Here is a 15,993-nt window from a genome sequence, read left to right on the forward strand (position 1 = left end):
AGATCGTGAGCCTGCAGTCGGCCGACGCGGCCGCGCTGAAGACCTCGGTGATCGCCGCGCTGAGCAGCAACCAGGTCCACGCGCTGACCACCGAAAACATCGCCGGCTTGAAGAGCGCACAGTTCGCGGCGATGACCTCGGACCAGTTGGTTGGCCTGAGCACCGACCAGATCGTCGCCATGGGTTCGGCGCAGTTCAGCGGCTGGAACTCGTCGCAGTTCAACGCACTGTCGACCAACAATATCGCGGCCATCGAAACCCGCGACATCGTCGGCCTGAAAACCAACATCATCGCCACGCTGAGCAGCGACCAGTTCAAGGCGCTGAGCACCGACCAGGTACAAGCGCTGAGCAGTGGCCAGATCGCCGCGATCAGCACCGACAGTCTGATGGCCCTCAGCACCAACCAGATCGTTGCCATCGGCACCAACCAGGCCGCCGCGCTGACCACCGTGCAAGCGTCGTCGCTGACCACCAACCAGCTGAAGGCGCTGGAGACGGTGGATCTCGTGATGCTGAAGACCTCGGCTATCGCGGCGCTGACCAGCGATCAGGTCAAAGTGCTTAGCACCGACCAGATCGTCGCGCTGAGCACCGCCCAGGCCGGCGCCCTGACCAGCACCCAGCTGCAGGCGCTGAGCACCGATCAGTTGGCGTCGATCGAGACCCGTGATCTGCGCGCGCTGCGTACCTCGGCCATCGCCTCGCTGACCAGCACGCAAGTGTCCAAGCTCACCACGAGCCAGATCGCGTCGCTGACCACGGCTCAGGTATGCGCGCTGACCACGGATCAGATCCCTGGTCTGACCACCGACCAGGTTGCCGCGCTGCCGTCGGCGCTGGGTACGCCGCTGGTGCTGGACCTGAACGGCAACGGCATCCAGACCGTCGGTCTGGGCGCGGGCGTCAACTTCGACCTGCTGGCCAACGGCAACAAGACCAATGTCGGCTGGATTGGCGGCGGTGACGGCCTGCTGGTCCTGGACCGCAACGGCGATGGCCAGATCAACGACGGTAGCGAGCTGTTCGGCGCTGGCACCACGCTGGCCAACGGTCAGAAAGCCAAGACCGGTTACGAAGCGCTGGCGGAACTGGACACCAACGGCGACGGCGTGATCGATGCCAAGGATGCGCAGTTCGGCAACCTGCGTGTGTGGGTCGACGGCAACAGCGACGGCATCAGCCAGGCGGACGAGCTCAAATCGCTGGCCGATCTGAGCATCACCAAGCTGAACCTGAACGCCAAGCAGGATGTCTCGCTGAACAACGGCAACATCGTCGGCATCACCTCGACCTTCGAGACCGCCGACGGCGCGACCCACACCGCGGCGGACGTCTGGTTCCAGATGGGCAGCACGGCGGCGACCAGCCTGAGCAATTCGGTCAGCGGCCTGTCGTCGGCGATGTCGAGCTTCGACGCGGCGACCACGGCCAGCACCAGCGCCAAGCTGGAAGTGCCGGGCGCGGTCGGTAGTGCGGCGGCCAACCTGGCGACGGCGATCGGCAGCTACGAGAACCAGCTGACCGCCACCAGCCACCAGGCCGCCAGCGACGAGTCGCTGCGCCTGAAAGCGCTGCAAGGCGGTGCGCAGCACGGCTTCCTGGCCGCCAAGTAAGCTGCGGCGCCCAACACGGCGCTGACAACGGCAAGGCCCGCGGGCCTTGCCGTTTTTTTTTGATCGGCCGAACAGGCGGGGAAAGCCGCGTGTGTTTTACAACAACAAAGTGCCCGTGCAGGCGGTGGCCTGGGGTAGAATCGCAAGGCTGGAATAATAGTGCGCTAATGCAAGCTTTCCCCCAGCTTTCACCACGACAGGCCTATGCAAGATAAATTTCCTCATACCGCGATCCAGTGTCTGACGGCGATCGCCCAGCATCACGGTCTGCAAATCAATCCGGAGCGGCTGATCGACGACAACGCGTTGCGGGCCGAAGAGCCCAGCACCGACGCGCTGCTGCGGATCGCCAACGACATCGGCCTGAAGGCCAAGGCCGACACGCTCGACTGGTCGCGGCTGATGGCCCAGGGCGGCGTGTTCCCGCTGATGGCGCGGCTGGCCGACGGCAATATGGTGATCGTGGTCGGCGTCAAACCGGGCGAGAACGGCGCGCCCGACCAGGCGGCGGTGCTGAACCCGGCGCTGCCCAACGCCACCGTGATCCTGGTGCCGCGCACCGACTTCGAGCAGCGCTGGCGCGGCGAGGTGGTGTTCGTCAAGCGCGAGCACAAGTTCACCGACCCCAACCAGCCGTTCGGGCTGCGCTGGTTCATTCCCGAGATTCTCAAGCAAAAGGCGGCGTTCCGCGACATCTTCATCGCCGCCATCGCCATGCAGATGCTGGCGCTGGCTTCGCCGATCTTCTTCCAGCTGGTGATCGACAAGGTGCTGACGCACCAGAGCGTGACCACGCTGCAGGTGCTGGCGGTGGGCGTGATCATGGCGCTGGTGTTCGATTCGAGCTTCGGCTTCCTGCGCCAGACGCTGACCCTGGCCGCCTCCAACAAGATCGACATGCGGCTGACGCGGCGCGTGTTCGGCCACTTGCTGTCGCTGCCGATCGACTTCTTCGAGACCACCAGCGCCGGCGTCATCACCCGTCACATGCAGCAGCTGGAGAAGATCCGCAGCTTCCTGACCGGGCGCATGTTCATGACCGTGCTGGACCTGATCTCGCTGCTGGTGTTCATCCCCGTGCTGTTCAGCTACTCGTTCAAGCTGGCCATGATCGTGCTGCTGTTTGCGCTGATGATCGGCGCGGTGGTGATGGCCATGGTGCCGACCTTCCAGCGCCGCCTCAACGCGCTGTACGCGGCCGAGGGCCAGCGCCAGGGCATGCTGGTGGAAACCATCCACGGCATGCGCACCGTCAAGGCGCTGGCGATCGAGCCGTCGCAGCGGCGCATCTGGGACCAGCGCTCGGCCGAGGCGATCACCATGCACTTCCGGGTCGGCCAGATCTCGATCGCCGGCAACGCCGTCACCGACTTCCTCGGCAAGCTGATGCCGGTGATGCTGATCGTGGTCGGCGCCGCCGACGTCTTCGACAGCACGCTGTCGGTCGGTGCGCTGATCGCCTTCCAGATGCTGTCCGGCCGCGTCACCCAGCCGTTGATCTCGATCGTCGGCCTGGTCAACGAATACCAGGAGACCGCGCTGTCGGTGCGCATGCTGGGCGAGGTGATGAACCGCGCGCCGGAGGGCCGCGCCGGCGCCAACGGCCTGCGCCCGGTACTGGACGGCGAGATCAAGTTCGACGGCGTGGTGTTCCGCTATCCGGGCGCGCAGAACCTGGCGCTGAACAAGGCCACCTTCACCATCGAGCAGGGCACGGTGGTCGGCATCGTCGGCCGTTCCGGCTCCGGCAAGACCACTTTGACCAAGCTGATCCAGGGCCTGTATCCGCTGCAGGAGGGCCTGGTGCGCTTCGACGGCATCGACGCCCGCGAGATCGAGCTGTCGCACCTGCGCCGGCAGATCGGCGTGGTGCTGCAGGAGAACTTCCTGTTCCGCGGCACGGTGCGCGACAACCTGTCGGTGACGCGGCCCGACGCCACGTTTGAGGAACTGGTGTCGGCGGCGGTGGCGGCCGGCGCCGATGAGTTCATCGAGCGTCTGCCGCAGGGCTACGACACCATGCTGGAAGAAAACGCCGCCAACCTGTCCGGCGGCCAGAAACAGCGGCTGTCGATCGCCCGCACGCTGGTGGCGCGGCCGCGCATCCTGATCCTCGACGAGGCGGCCTCGGCGCTCGATCCGGAATCGGAAGCGATCTTCATCCGCAACCTGTCGAAGATCGCGGTCGGCCGCACGGTGGTGATGATCTCGCACCGCCTGTCGACGCTGGTCAACGCCGACAAAATCATGGTCATGCAACAAGGCTCCCTGGTGGACGCCGGCCGGCATGAGGAACTGCTCACCCGTAGCGATACTTATCAGCATTTATGGAACCAGCAAACAAGTCACCTCTGAGCTTCTTCAAGCGCAAGCAGGACCAGACCGAGATCGCGTTCCTGCCGGACGCCGACGCCATCGAGCGCGGCCCGCTGCCGCGTTTCGTGCGTCTGACGCTGCACCTGATGTTGCTGGTGTTCGTCAGCTTCATCGTCTGGGCCAGTGTGTCGCCGCTGGATAAGATCGTGGTTGGCCACGGCCGCCTGGTCAATCCGCTGCCGAACATCGTGGTGCAGCCGCTGGAGACCTCGATCATCCAGAGCATCGAGGTGCGCACCGGCCAGGTGGTGCGCAAGGGCCAGGTGCTGGCCACGCTCGACCCGACCTTTACCGCCGCCGACGAGACCCAGCTGCGCAACCGGCTGGCCTCGCTGGACACGCAAAGCGCCGGCCTGCGCGCCGAGCTGAGCGGCACTGCCGGCGTGCCGGGCGCCCAGGGCGGCGGCGCCGACGCCGAATTGCAGGCGCAGCTCTACAGTGAGCGGCGCGCCAACTTTGCCGCGCAAAAGACCAAGATGGACCAGAACATCGCGCGCCTGCGCGCCAGCCTGGACACCAACCGCCACGACCAGGAAATCCTGGCCAAGCGGGTCAAGTCGCTGCGCGAGGTGGAGGCGATGCAAGAGCAACTGGTGGCCGAGAACTTCGGCGCCAAGATGCAGCTGCTGGAAGCACGCGACCGCCGCCTGGAGGTCGAGCGCGACATGGAGATGCAGCGCAACAAGGCGATCGAGACGCGCAGCGAACTGGCGTCCGCCGAGGCCGAGCGCGCCGCGTTCGACAAGAGCTGGCGCCAGAAATCGATGGAAGACCTGCGCGACGCCGGCCGCGAGCGCGACGGCCTCAACGAGCAACTGGCCAAGGCCGACAAGCGTCACCAGCTGGTGCAGATGGTGGCGCCGGCCGACGGCGTGGTGCTGGAGATCGGCAAGCTGTCGGTTGGCTCCATCGTGCGCGAGGCCGAGGCCCTGTTCACGCTGGTGCCGCTCAATGCCGAGCTGGAGGCGGAGGTGGAGATCGATTCGCTCGACATCGGCTACCTGAAGACCGGCATGCCGGTGCACGTGAAGGTGGACGCCTTCACTTTCATGAAACACGGCATGCTGGAAGGCAAGGTACGCACCATCAGCCGCGACTCGTTCAAGCGTGAAAACGCCGACAAGAGCAGCGGCGGCATGAACGCCTATTATCTGAGCCGGATTCCGTACAGCGGCCAGCTGCGCAACCTGCCGGCCGGTGCCCAGCTGTTGCCGGGCATGACCGTCTCGGCCGAGGTGGTGGTGGGGCACCGCACCGTCATGTCCTACCTGCTGTACCCGCTGACGCGGGCGCTGGACGAGGCGGTACGCGAGCCGTGACCGGCGCGCTTGCTGGCGTCTTTGTTAACTTTTTCTGCTCACCGATATGAAACTTCGTTTTGTTATCTGCGCGCCGGCTTATCAGCATCATTCCGCTGGTGTGGTGGTGCTGCATAGCCTGTGTGACCACCTGAACCGGCTGGGCTATCCGTCGGCCATCGTGTTTTTCGGCAAGGCCGACCCGCCCACCGAGCCGCCGAGCTGGCAGTATGTGGTGACGCATTTATCCAGCTTGTACAATCCGGCCTTTATGTGGACCCCGTTGGGGCTGGAGAACCCTGGTGCATCGGTGCAGGAGTTCCTCGAACACGGGGTGGCGATTTATCCGGAAGGGATCCGCGACAACCCGCTCGGCGCCAAGCGCGTGGTGCGGTACGTGCTCATTCATACGCCGCCGTTCGCGCCGGCCGAGAACGAGTACATCTTGTCTTTCTCGCAGAATTTCTATGACGGTCCGGACGGCATTCTGAGTCAGCCGCTGATCGACGAGCGTTTCCACGACCGTGGTGCGCGCCACTGGTCGGAGCGCACGCTGGACCTGACCTATTTCGGCAAGGGCCATGATTTCGCCCAGTGCAGCAAGATTCCCGACACGGTGGTGCTGGAGCGCCACTGGCCGGCCGACAAGGATCAACTGGCGATCCTGTTGCGCGAGTGTCGCTACCTGTATACCTGGGACTGTATTTCGGCCACCAATTACGACGCCCTGCTGTGCGGTGCGGTGCCGGTGTTTCTGCAGCACAATCAGATTTCACGCGCGGACATGGACCGCTTTGAGCTAGGCGCGTTTCCGCACGTGACCCTCAGCGATTACAACGACAAGCACGCGCTGGTGTTCGACGCCGCCGAGGTCGAGGCCACCATGCGCAGCACGCGCGCGACCCTGCTCGACAGCAAGGCGGACTGGGGCCGGCGGGTGGCGGCGTTCGCCAAAGAAATGCACCGCTACTTCCACGTGCCGCAATAGCGCGCGCAGGCGCTACAGGTAGCTGGCGATGGTGCGTCGGAAGCCATCGGCCAGGCCGGTCCGCGGTTGCCAGCCCAGCGCGGCGATCTTCGCGATGTCCGGACAGGAGCGCGCGATCGGGCTTTTCAGGTAGGCCTGCGGATCGCGCTGCGGCTGGAAGCGTACCCCTGGGCAGCGCTCCGGGTAGAGTGCCGCCAGCAGCGCGGCGAGGTCGCGAATCGCGATCTCGGCGTGCGGGTTGCCGACGTTGTAGGCCTGCCCGCTCGCGCCTTGCAGCAGCACGGTCAGGAAACCAATGGTGGCGTCGGCGATATAGCAGAACGGCCGCAGCGCGGCGCCATCACTGTGCAGCACGATCTGGCGACCGGCCACCACGTCGGCCACGAAGTCGGCGAACACGCGGCCGTCGTCCGGCGCCATGCCGGGGCCGTAGGTATGGAACGGGCGCACCACACTGGCGTGCAGGCCGTACTGGGCGGCCCACGCGGCACACATCGCCTCGCCCATGCGCTTGCTCTCGCCGTAGCAGGCGCGCACGTTCATCGGATCGAGGTAGCCATAGTCGGTCTCGGTCACCGGTTGCTGCGGTCGCGGCGGCACGCCGTACACTTCGCCGCTGCTGAAAAACAGGAAACGCTGGGCGCCGCAGGCACGCGCATGGGTCAGCAGGTGCTGGGTGCCGGCCGCATTGGCCAGCAGGGTGCCGACCGGATCGACACCGTAGTACTTGGGGCTGGCCTGACTGGCGGCGTGGACGAGAACGTCGGCGGCCGGGAAGTCCGGCGGCGGCGGCTGGCCGATATCGTGTTCATACAGGCCGAAGTCGTCACGGCCGAGGCAGCCGGACAGGCGCAGGGCGGCGCTGGCGGCCCGGCGCGTGACGCAGATCACGCGCAGCCCCAGCTGGTGACGCTGGTTGGCGGTCAGCAGGGCCTTGACCAGGTACGCGGCCAGGAAGCCGGCGCCGCCGGTGACCAGCAGCGTGCGCCCGCGCAGCAGCTGCCATGGCAGCGCGGCGTCGGCGATCTGCTGCAGATCGGCGGCGACGATGGCGTTGTCGTCCAGTGCGGCGACTGTCATGCGCCGGCCCGTGCCAGCCAGCGGTAGGTCTGCTCGATGAGATGGGCCATGGTGCAGGTTTCCTGCACGCCCAGGCGGCGCCGCGTCAGACTCAGGTCCGGGAACAGGTCGTCTTGCTTGGGCTGGCGTTGCGGCGCCGTGTTGAACGTCACGCGCGGCCGCGGCGACAGATCGTCGCCGATCAGCTGCACCAGTTCCTTGTGGCTGACCGGGGTGGCGCCGCCAAGGTTGTAGACTTCGCCGTCGGCGCCTTTGATCAGCGCGCACAGCGTCCACCACGCGGCGTCGCTGCCGTACAGGTAGCTGCGGCGCGCGCTGCCGTCGCCATGGAGACGGATCTCGCCGCTGGTCAGCACATCGCGCATGAAGTTATTGATGGCCCATGGACGGTCCAGCCGCTGGTAGGCGCCGGTCAGCGTGAACGGCCGCAGCGTCGAGACCGGCAGCCGGTACTGACTGCGGTAGACGGCGGCGGTCATTTCGGCGGCGCGCTTGGCCTCGGCGTAGACGGTGTGCGGCTGGTCCGGCGGCAGCGGGAAGCAGTCGCCCTCGGCCAGTGCGCCGGGACGCTGCGGCGCGCCGGCCACCAGGCACGAGCTGACGTTGACGAAGCGCCGCAGGCCGTCCAACTGCAGCGCCGCCTCCAGCGCGTTGGCGATGCCGGTCACGCTGGTCTGGAACACCCGCAGCGGATCGGAGGCGTGCACGCGGTTGTTGGGGATGCCGGCCGCGTGGATCACATAGCTGGTGTTGCGCGCGAACTCGAAGGGCGAGCGGACGTCCTGCGCGACCGTGCGCAGGTCGGCGCGCGCCGCCAGGTGCGGGTAGTTGCGCTGCCATTCGCCGATGTTGCGCGCGTACAGGTCGAGCGTGATGCCGAGCTGGTACTGGTCGTTCAGCGCGGCCACCAGCTCGGCGATCCAGCTACCGAGGAAGCCGGTGCCGCCGGTGACGGCGATGTGCTGGCGCGCCAGCGCGGTGCGCACCTCGGGCTGGTCGGCGCAGGCGGCCAGGGCGTCGCGGCGGATGTCGTCAAAGTGGGGGGTGGCCATGATTAACCTTTCTGGGCGGCGGCGTGTTGGGCGGCCAGATCGCGCGCCACCTCGATGATCAGGCTTTCCTGTCCGGCCACCGCGTTGCGCTTGCCGAGTCCGAAGAAGATATCGCGCGGGTCGACCCGGTAGTCTTCGGCGGCGCGCGCCACCGGTTTGGCGAAGCCGGAGAACACGCCGGCCAGCCCGGAGACGATGGACAGCGGCGAGATGGTGGGCGCGACCGGATTGAATTCCTTCTCGGCGACGTCGGCGGCGTCGAGAATCTTGTACAGGTCGATGCCGGTCTCAAAGCCGAGCCGCTCGAACACCGCCACCAGCACTTCCAGCTGGGTGTTGCCGGCGCCGGCGCCAAAGCCGCGGATGGTGCCGTCGATGATTGTGGCGCCTTCGTTGACGGCGGTCACCGAGTTGATCACCGCCATGCCCAGGTTGTTATGGCCGTGGAAGCCGACCGGAATGTTCAGGCCGTCGACCAGGGTGGCGATGCGTTCCTTGACGTCGTCCGGGAAGTAGGCGCCGGCCGAATCCATGATGACGATGGCTTCGGCGCCATAGGATTCCATCTTGCGCGCCTCTTCCAGCAACTGGGCCGGGGTCGCCATGTGGCTCATCATCAGCACGCCCCAGGCTTCCTTGCCGGCCTGGCGCACGTAGTGGATGTGGCGGTCGGTGACGTCGGCCTCGGTGCAGTGCGAGGCGATGCGGAACACATCCACGCCCAGTTCGATGGCGCGCACCAGGTCTTTCTTGATGGTGCAAAAGCCCGGAATCACATGGATGCCGAGGCGCGCGGTGTGCAGGTGCTGGCGCGACACGCTGAGGATTTCCTCGTCGCTCAGGCGGCATTCGCCGACCAGCATCGAGGAGGCGCCGAGGCCGTTGCCGTGGCCGACTTCGACGATGGGCACGCGCGCCGCCTCGGCCGCCTGGCAGTAGGCGATGAAGGCTTCGCGGCTCAGTTGGTGGCGCACCGCGTGGTTGCCGTCGCGCAGGGTCGGGTCGCTGATCAGGATTTTCTTAACCATGCTGGTGCTCCTTGTGCTGGCGGTGCTTGGCGATCGCGACCATTTCGGCCATCGCGATGGCGGCGCAGTTGATGATGTCGAGGTTGCCCGCGTACTGCGGCAGGTAGTCGCCGGCGCCCATCACCTTGATGGTGGTGACCACCTTGCCGCCCTCGACGGTTGGCGGCACGATTAGCTGGTAGCCCGGCACATAGGTCTTGAGCTGGGTCACCATCGCCGCCACCGAGGCGCGGATCGCCGGCAAGTCCGGGTTGGCGATCTTGGCGTAGATGGTGGTCTGCATGTCGATCGGCGGATTGGCCGGGTTCAGGATCAGGATGGCCTTGGCGCGCCGCGCGCCGCTAAAGCGCTGCAGTGCCTCCTCGGTGGTTTCGATGTACTCGTCGAGGTTGGCGCGGGTGGCCGGGCCGGCGCTGCGCGAGGCGATGCTCGACGCCACTTCGACATACTCGATGTCCGCGTGCACCCGGCCGATGGCGGCCGCGATCGGGATCGAGGACTGGCCGCCGCAGGTGATCATGTTGATGTTCCGGCTACCGGTGTCGAGGCAGGCCTGGGCGTTGATGGCCGGGATGCAGAACTCGCCCAGCTTGGCCGGGGTCATGTCGATCACGGTCTTGCCCAGCGCGTCCAGCGCGACCCAGTGGCCGAGGTGGGCCTGGGCCGAGGTGGCGTCGAACACCAGGTCGCACAGCGATGGATCGGCCAGGATGGCCTCGATGCCGCAGTCCGAGATCGGCACGCCCAGCTGGCTGGCGCGCTTCATGCCGGCCGAGTTGAAATTGCGGCCGGCGAACAAGGTGCAGCGCAGGTGCTTGGAGCGCATCACTTTGATCATCAGGTCCGTGCCGATATTGCCGGAGCCGACGATGGCGATCTTGAGTTGTTCAGTGGGTTTCATCTGCGTGACCTATCTGATTACAGCGATTTCGACTTCTCGTGCATGCCGCCCAGCATCGCCTGCTCCAGCTCGGCGCGTGGGATCAGCGGCGACAGGTCTTCCAGTGGCGGCGAGACCAGCGTGCCATCGGCGCGCGCCACCACGCCCAGCTTGGGCGAGAACAGTTGCTGCGGATGCATGAACACCTCGCAGATCACCGGGCCGGTGTGCGCCTGCACGGCGGCCAGCGTGGCGTCCACCTCGTCCCAGCCGCGGATCTGGTAGGCCGGGATATCGAAGGCCTTGGCCAGCTTGGAGAAGTCCGGGCAGGACACGCCGGACTTGCGGTCGGTACCGACATAGTCGGACTTGAACAGCGACTTCTGCGTGTGCTTGATCATCAGGTAGCCGTCGTTGTTGAAGATGAACAGCTTGACCGGCAGCTGGTGGTGCGCCACGGTCTGCAATTCCTGCAGGTTCATCATCATGCCGCCGTCGCAGTTCAGGCACATCACTTCGCCGCGGTCGTTGGCGAACGACACGCCCAGCGCGGCCGGCAGGCCATAGCCCATCTCGCCCAGCCCGGTGGAGGTCATGAAGCGCTGGCCGTCCTTGAAGCGCAGCACCTGGTGGCCGCACAGCAGCGCCGTGCCCATGTCGGTCACCACCACCTGGTCGTCTTTGAAGCAGCCGTTCAGGCGCTCCATGAAGCGGTAGGAATTGATGTAGCCTTCCGGGTCGGCGTGCTCGGGGCCGACCCACGGGAATTGCGCTTCGTAGGCGCGGCACTGGTCGACCCATGTCGCTTTGGAGGCGATGGCCGGCGCCGCCGGCGCCGCCAGGCGCGCCAGCAGCGCGTCGATGAAGACACGGGCGTCGCACACGATGTTTTCCCGGGTGCGCGTGGCATGCTTGAGCGCTTCGGCGCCGTCGATATCGACCACGTCGATGCGCGCCAGGCGGGCCAGTTCGTTCAGGTCGTAGCCGATCTGCGGAATCGCCAGGCGGGTGCCGATGGCCAGCACGTAGTCGCTGTTTTGCAGCACGAAGTTGGCGGCGCGCTGGCCGTACACACCGGCGCGGCCAAACACCAGCGGATGGCGGGAGTCGAGCATGTCGATGCCGGCCCAGGACACCAGCGCCGGCGCGCCGAGGCGTTCGAGCAGCGGCTTGAGCAGCCGCTCGCCGCCGGCCAGGCGGATGCCGTTCCCCAGCCACAGCACCGGACGCTCGGCCCGGGCCAGCGCGGCCAGCACGCTATCGACCTGCGCCGCCACGGCTGCGCTCAGGTAGTCGGGGGCCGGCGGCGCCACATAGTGCTCCAGCGTGGCCGGGGCGATGCGGCCGGCCTGGATGTCCATCGGGATCTCGATCCAGGTCGGCCCCGGACGGCCTTCCAGCGCCAGATGCACACCCTTTTCCAGTTCGTAGACGGCGCGCGCCATCTTGGTCACGCGCGCCTGGTATTTGCTGACGCGCTCGACCATCTGGCACGAATCGTAGCCCTGCACGCCCCACATGCGCAGCGGGTTTTCCGGGAAGGTGAATTTCGAATTCTCGTTGCCGGCGATGACCAGGCAGGGGATCGAATCGGCCCAGGCCGACACCACGCCGGTCACGCCGTTGGTGGAGCCGGCGCCGGTGGTCAGCAGGGCGGCCGCCAGGCGGCCGCTGGTGCGGTAATAGGTCTGCACCGCCATGCAGGCGGCCTGCTCATGGTGGACGCAGACGATTTCGGTGTAGCCGCGGCGGGAGATGGCGTCGAACAAATGGACGTTGCCGGCGCCGATGATGCCGAAGGCGTGCCGGATATCCAGGTTTTCCAGGGCTTCGGCCAGCAGTTCGGCGACCTTGATGGTGGGTTCTTGCGCTTGCATCAGAAGTTCACGCCAAAGAATGCTTCAAGTTTATCGATCGTGAAATCCAGCATTTCACGGCTCAGGCCCGGGTAGACGCCGATCCAGAAGGTGTCGTTCATCACGCGGTCGGTGTTGGTCAGCTCGCCCACCACGCGGTAGTTGCGACCCTGCATGTACGGCTGGCGCGTCAGGTTGCCGGCGAACAGCAGGCGGGTGCCGATCTTGTGCTGGTCCAGATAGGTCAGCAGGTCGACCCGCGCCACGTTCGCTTCCGGCTTCAGCGTCATCGGGAAACCGAACCACGACGGATCGGCATGCTCGGTGGCCTCGGGCAGGATCAGGAACTCGGCGCACGACTGCAGGCGTTCGGTCAGGTAGGCGAAGTTGTCCTTGCGGGCCTGGATGAAGCCGGGCGCGCGGTCGATCTGCGCCAGGCCGCAGGCGGCCTGCATGTCGGTGATCTTCAGGTTGTAGCCGAGGTGGCTGTAGGTGTACTTGTGGTCGTAGCCGGCCGGCAGCGTGCCGAAGCACTGGCAGAAGCGCTTGCCGCAGGTGTTGTCCTTGCCCGGCGGGCAGTAGCAGTCGCGGCCCCAGTCGCGGAACGATTCGGCGATGGCCTTCAGTTGTGGATCGTTGGTGAACACCGCGCCGCCTTCGCCCATGGTGATGTGGTGCGCCGGGTAGAACGACATGGTGCCGATGTCGCCGAAGGTGCCGACCATCTTGCCGTGGTAGGTCGAACCGAGCGCGTCGCAGCAGTCCTCGATCAGCCACAGATGGTGTTTCTTGCAGAGCGCGGTGATCACGTCCAGGTTGTATGGATTGCCCAGCGTGTGGGCCAGCATGATGGCCTTGGTCTTGGGCGAGATCGCCGCCTCCAGCTGCGTCACATCGATGTTGTAGGTGCCCAGTTCGACATCGACAAACACCGGCACCGCGCCGAACTGGATGATCGGGTTGACGGTGGTCGGGAAGCCGGCCGCCACGCCGATCACCTCGTCGCCCGGCTGGATCGCGCGCGCCCCCAGCTTCGGCGAGGTCAGCGTGTTGAACGCGACCAGGTTGGCCGACGAGCCGGAGTTGACGGTGATCAGGAAGTCCACGCCGATCAGCTTGGCCAGTTTGGCCTCGAACTGGTCGTTGAAGCGGCCGGTGGTCAGCCAGGCGTCCAGCGACGCCTCCACCATCAGTTGCATTTCCGGCGCGCCGACCACCTTGCCGGCCGGCGGAATCACCGTCACACCCGGTTCAAAAGGTTGCGGCACGCTGGCCAGCGCGCCGTATTCCGCCACCAGCTGGTTGATCTGTGCGCGCAGTTGTTCTTTGGTTTGACTCATGATTGCTACCTTAGGTGGTGCCGAGGGGGGCGGTGTTTTGATAAGTGTTGATCTGCGCCAGCGTCAGCGCGCGCATGTCGGCGCCGGCCAGCTGTGCTTGATGCCAGGCGACGATCATGTCGATCGTGTGTCCGAGGTGCCAGCGCGGCTGCCATTGCAGGCGCGCGCGCGCCTTGGCGCAGTCCAGCTTCAGGTAATGGGCCTCGTGCGGCTGCGGCGCGGCGTCCAGCTCCCAGGCGGCGCCGTCGCCCCAGCGCTGGCACAGGCGCTCGATGATCCATGCCACCGGGCGGGCGTCGGTGTCGTGCGGGCCGAAGTTGAAGCCTTCGGCGAACGCCGCGCCGTGCTGGTACAGGTGCTCGGCCAGCGTCAGGTAGCCCGACAGCGGTTCCAGTACGTGCTGCCACGGGCGGATCGCGTGCGGGCTGCGGATGCGCACCGGCGTGCCGGCGGCGATGGCGCGCAGCATGTCGGGGATCAGCCGGTCCTGCGCCCAGTCGCCGCCGCCGATGACGTTGCCGGCGCGGCCCGAGGCCAGCGCCACGCCATGTTCGGCATATTGCTCCGGATTGAAGAACGACGAGCGGTAGCCGGCCGTCACCAGTTCGGCGCAGGCCTTGCTGTTGCTGTACGGGTCGTAGCCGCCGAAGGCTTCGTTCTCGCGGTAGCCCCAGGCCCATTCCTTGTTCTCGTAGCACTTGTCGCTGGTGACGTTGACCACCGCCTTGATGCCGGGCGTGTTGCGCACCGCCTCGAACAAGTTGACCAGGCCCATGACGTTGGTGGCGTAGGTTTCCACCGGGTTGGCGTAGGAATAGCGCACCAGCGCCTGCGCCGCCATGTGGATGACGATCTCGGGCTGTGCCTGTTGCATGGCCGCCCGCAGCGCGGCGCCGTCGCGGATGTCGCCGATGACCGAGCGCATGCCGCTGCCGACCTGGGCCGTATCAAACAGGCTGGGCGTGCTGGGCGCGTCCAGCGCGTAGCCGGTGACGTCGGCGCCCAGCTGCTGCAGCCACAGGCTCAGCCAGCTGCCCTTGAAGCCAGTGTGGCCGGTCAGGAAAACCCGCTTGCCGCGCCAGAACGATGGCGTCATGGCCATTGCTTCCACGGCGCCTGGCCGGCGTCCCACAGACCTTCCAGCAACACCTTGTCGCGCAGCGTGTCCATCGGCTGCCAGAAGCCGTGGTGGTGGAAGGCGTGCATGTCGCCTTGCTGGGCCAGGGTTTCCATCGGGCCTTTTTCCCAGATGGTGCTGTCGTCGTCGATCAGGTCGATGACCCGGGGCGACAGCACGAAGTAGCCGCCGTTGACCCAGTTGCCGTCGCCCTGCGGTTTTTCCTTGAAGCTCAGGATGCGGCTGCCGTCCATGTCGACCGCGCCGAAGCGGCCCGGCGGCTGCACCGCCGTCATCGTGGCCAGCTTGCCGTGCTGGCGGTGAAAGGCGATGCTGGCGCCGATATCGATGTCGGACACGCCGTCGCCGTAGGTGAAGCAGAAGGCGTCATCCTTGGCGACATGCTCGCGCACGCGCTTCAGGCGGCCGCCGGTCATGGTGTCGGCGCCGGTGTCGATCAGCGTCACGCGCCACGGCTCGGCGTGGCGCTGGTGCACTTCCATGCTGTTCTGTTGCAGATCGAAAGTCACATCCGACGTGTGCAGGAAATAATTGGCGAAGAATTCCTTGATCACATAGCCGCGGTAGCCGCAGCAGATGACGAAGTCGTTGATGCCGTGGGCGGAATAGCTTTTCAAAATGTGCCATAGGATGGGCTTGCCGCCTACCTCGACCATCGGCTTGGGCTTCAGCGTGGTTTCCTCGCTGAGCCGCGTACCCAGACCGCCCGCCAGTATGACTGCTTTCATGTATTCCCCGTTGTGTTGGATGCGTAGGCGCTGACGTATTATCCCCGATGGCGCGTTTATTTTAAACAAAAAGCAGGGGCTGTTTAACGTTCCAATGCGGGCGATGGCGCGGGCGACCGGCGCGGCCGCGCTCAGGCCGGCGCCAGCAGCAACTGATAACCCCGTTGCAAGGTTTGCTCGACGCGCTGGCGCACCTGCGCGTCGCCATTGGCCAGCAGGAGGTGGTGCGCGCGCAGCAGCGTCGCCAGCGTTTCCAGCCGCCCCGCCAGCAATTGCTTGAAACGCGGCGCGTCGGTCAGGAAATCGCGCTGGGTGTTGCTCTCGCACAACAGCTGCAGGCGTTCCAGCGCCACTTCCAGCTCGGCGGGCAGGGCGCCCGTGGGCGGTGTGGTGGCGGCCGGCAGGTAGCTGGACAGGGCGGCCGACAGGTAGGCGCATTCGCCGTCGGCCAGCGCCGCCAGCGCGGTGGCCACGCCGGCCAGCTGGCGGTAGCGCTGGCCCTGGTAGTGGCCGAAGCTGGCGCCCAGTTGCCGCCGGCGCAGCAGCAGGCCGGCCGGCTGACACAGGTCGCCGGCGCCGTGTTCGCTGGCGAGCAGCACCCCGGCCAGCGAGG

General features: G+C 66.3%; 12 protein-coding genes and 1 pseudogene. 4 read left to right on the forward strand and 9 right to left on the reverse strand.

Annotated elements, in window-relative coordinates; all coding sequences use genetic code 11:
• The 4 genes from GTP44_RS25965 to GTP44_RS25980 form a co-directional block, all read left to right on the forward strand.
• A partial coding sequence (locus GTP44_RS25965) for an SPM autocatalytic domain-containing protein (protein ID WP_503826645.1) occupies positions 1 to 1,616 on the forward strand: 1,616 nt, incomplete at its 5' end.
• 204 nt (positions 1,617 to 1,820) lie between these two features.
• Positions 1,821 to 3,971 carry a peptidase domain-containing ABC transporter gene (locus GTP44_RS25970; protein ID WP_161021685.1) on the forward strand — a complete coding sequence of 717 codons (2,151 nt, stop codon included), beginning with the start codon at positions 1,821 to 1,823 and terminating at the stop codon, positions 3,969 to 3,971.
• Entirely contained in the window at positions 3,944 to 5,311 is a 1,368-nt protein-coding gene (locus GTP44_RS25975; RefSeq protein ID WP_161021686.1) for an HlyD family type I secretion periplasmic adaptor subunit, read from the forward strand. Before GTP44_RS25970 ends, GTP44_RS25975 begins: the two co-directional genes overlap by 28 nt.
• A 46-nt stretch (positions 5,312 to 5,357) precedes the next feature.
• On the forward strand, positions 5,358 to 6,278 hold the full coding sequence (locus GTP44_RS25980; protein ID WP_161021687.1) for a hypothetical protein: 921 nt from the start codon (positions 5,358 to 5,360) through the stop codon (positions 6,276 to 6,278).
• 12 nt (positions 6,279 to 6,290) lie between these two features.
• Here GTP44_RS25980 and GTP44_RS25985 read toward each other — a convergent pair whose 3' ends face one another.
• The 9 genes and pseudogenes from GTP44_RS25985 to GTP44_RS26025 all read right to left on the reverse strand — a co-directional run.
• The gene (locus GTP44_RS25985; RefSeq protein WP_161021688.1) at positions 6,291 to 7,358 is read right to left on the reverse strand and encodes an NAD-dependent epimerase/dehydratase family protein; all 1,068 of its coding nucleotides are present in this window, start codon (positions 7,356 to 7,358) and stop codon (positions 6,291 to 6,293) included.
• Entirely contained in the window at positions 7,355 to 8,410 is a 1,056-nt protein-coding gene (locus tag GTP44_RS25990) for an NAD-dependent epimerase/dehydratase family protein (RefSeq protein ID WP_161021689.1), read from the reverse strand. Before GTP44_RS25990 ends, GTP44_RS25985 begins: the two co-directional genes overlap by 4 nt.
• 2 nt (positions 8,411 to 8,412) lie before the next feature.
• Positions 8,413 to 9,438: a 4-hydroxy-2-oxovalerate aldolase gene (gene dmpG / locus GTP44_RS25995; protein ID WP_161021690.1), complete on the reverse strand. Its 1,026-nt coding sequence runs from the start codon at positions 9,436 to 9,438 to the stop codon at positions 8,413 to 8,415.
• Positions 9,431 to 10,339, reverse strand: a complete 909-nt coding sequence (locus GTP44_RS26000; RefSeq protein WP_161021691.1) for an acetaldehyde dehydrogenase (acetylating) — start codon at positions 10,337 to 10,339, stop codon at positions 9,431 to 9,433. Before GTP44_RS26000 ends, dmpG begins: the two co-directional genes overlap by 8 nt.
• 17 nt (positions 10,340 to 10,356) lie before the next feature.
• Complete coding sequence (locus GTP44_RS26005) at positions 10,357 to 12,195, reverse strand: thiamine pyrophosphate-binding protein (protein ID WP_161021692.1); 1,839 nt, start codon at positions 12,193 to 12,195, stop codon at positions 10,357 to 10,359.
• Positions 12,195 to 13,514 carry a lipopolysaccharide biosynthesis protein RfbH gene (gene rfbH, locus GTP44_RS26010; protein WP_161021693.1) on the reverse strand — a complete coding sequence of 440 codons (1,320 nt, stop codon included), beginning with the start codon at positions 13,512 to 13,514 and terminating at the stop codon, positions 12,195 to 12,197. Before rfbH ends, GTP44_RS26005 begins: the two co-directional genes overlap by 1 nt.
• Positions 13,515 to 13,524: 10 nt before the next feature.
• Positions 13,525 to 14,610: a CDP-glucose 4,6-dehydratase gene (rfbG, locus tag GTP44_RS26015; protein WP_161021694.1), complete on the reverse strand. Its 1,086-nt coding sequence runs from the start codon at positions 14,608 to 14,610 to the stop codon at positions 13,525 to 13,527.
• Positions 14,607 to 15,380 (reverse strand): glucose-1-phosphate cytidylyltransferase, encoded by a 774-nt coding sequence (rfbF, locus tag GTP44_RS26020; protein WP_161021695.1) that lies wholly within the window; start codon positions 15,378 to 15,380, stop codon positions 14,607 to 14,609. The genes rfbG and rfbF overlap by 4 nt, the downstream gene beginning before the upstream one ends.
• 131 nt (positions 15,381 to 15,511) lie before the next feature.
• A pseudogene (locus tag GTP44_RS26025) lies at positions 15,512 to 15,993 on the reverse strand (glycosyltransferase); the annotation flags it as partial.

It is taken from the genome of Duganella lactea, from assembly GCF_009857505.1.
Lineage (GTDB): Bacteria > Pseudomonadota > Gammaproteobacteria > Burkholderiales > Burkholderiaceae_D > Rugamonas > Rugamonas lactea.

Coding starts and splice junctions, on each gene's coding strand:
- GTP44_RS25970 (WP_161021685.1), top strand. CDS start 1,821: ATGCAAGATAAATTTCCTCATACCGCGATCCAGTGTCTGACGGCGATC.
- GTP44_RS25975 (WP_161021686.1), top strand. CDS start 3,944: ATGGAACCAGCAAACAAGTCACCTCTGAGCTTCTTCAAGCGCAAGCAG.
- GTP44_RS25980 (WP_161021687.1), top strand. CDS start 5,358: ATGAAACTTCGTTTTGTTATCTGCGCGCCGGCTTATCAGCATCATTCC.
- GTP44_RS25985 (WP_161021688.1), bottom strand. CDS start 7,358: ATGACAGTCGCCGCACTGGACGACAACGCCATCGTCGCCGCCGATCTG.
- GTP44_RS25990 (WP_161021689.1), bottom strand. CDS start 8,410: ATGGCCACCCCCCACTTTGACGACATCCGCCGCGACGCCCTGGCCGCC.
- dmpG (WP_161021690.1), bottom strand. CDS start 9,438: ATGGTTAAGAAAATCCTGATCAGCGACCCGACCCTGCGCGACGGCAAC.
- GTP44_RS26000 (WP_161021691.1), bottom strand. CDS start 10,339: ATGAAACCCACTGAACAACTCAAGATCGCCATCGTCGGCTCCGGCAAT.
- GTP44_RS26005 (WP_161021692.1), bottom strand. CDS start 12,195: ATGCAAGCGCAAGAACCCACCATCAAGGTCGCCGAACTGCTGGCCGAA.
- rfbH (WP_161021693.1), bottom strand. CDS start 13,514: ATGAGTCAAACCAAAGAACAACTGCGCGCACAGATCAACCAGCTGGTG.
- rfbG (WP_161021694.1), bottom strand. CDS start 14,610: ATGACGCCATCGTTCTGGCGCGGCAAGCGGGTTTTCCTGACCGGCCAC.
- rfbF (WP_161021695.1), bottom strand. CDS start 15,380: ATGAAAGCAGTCATACTGGCGGGCGGTCTGGGTACGCGGCTCAGCGAG.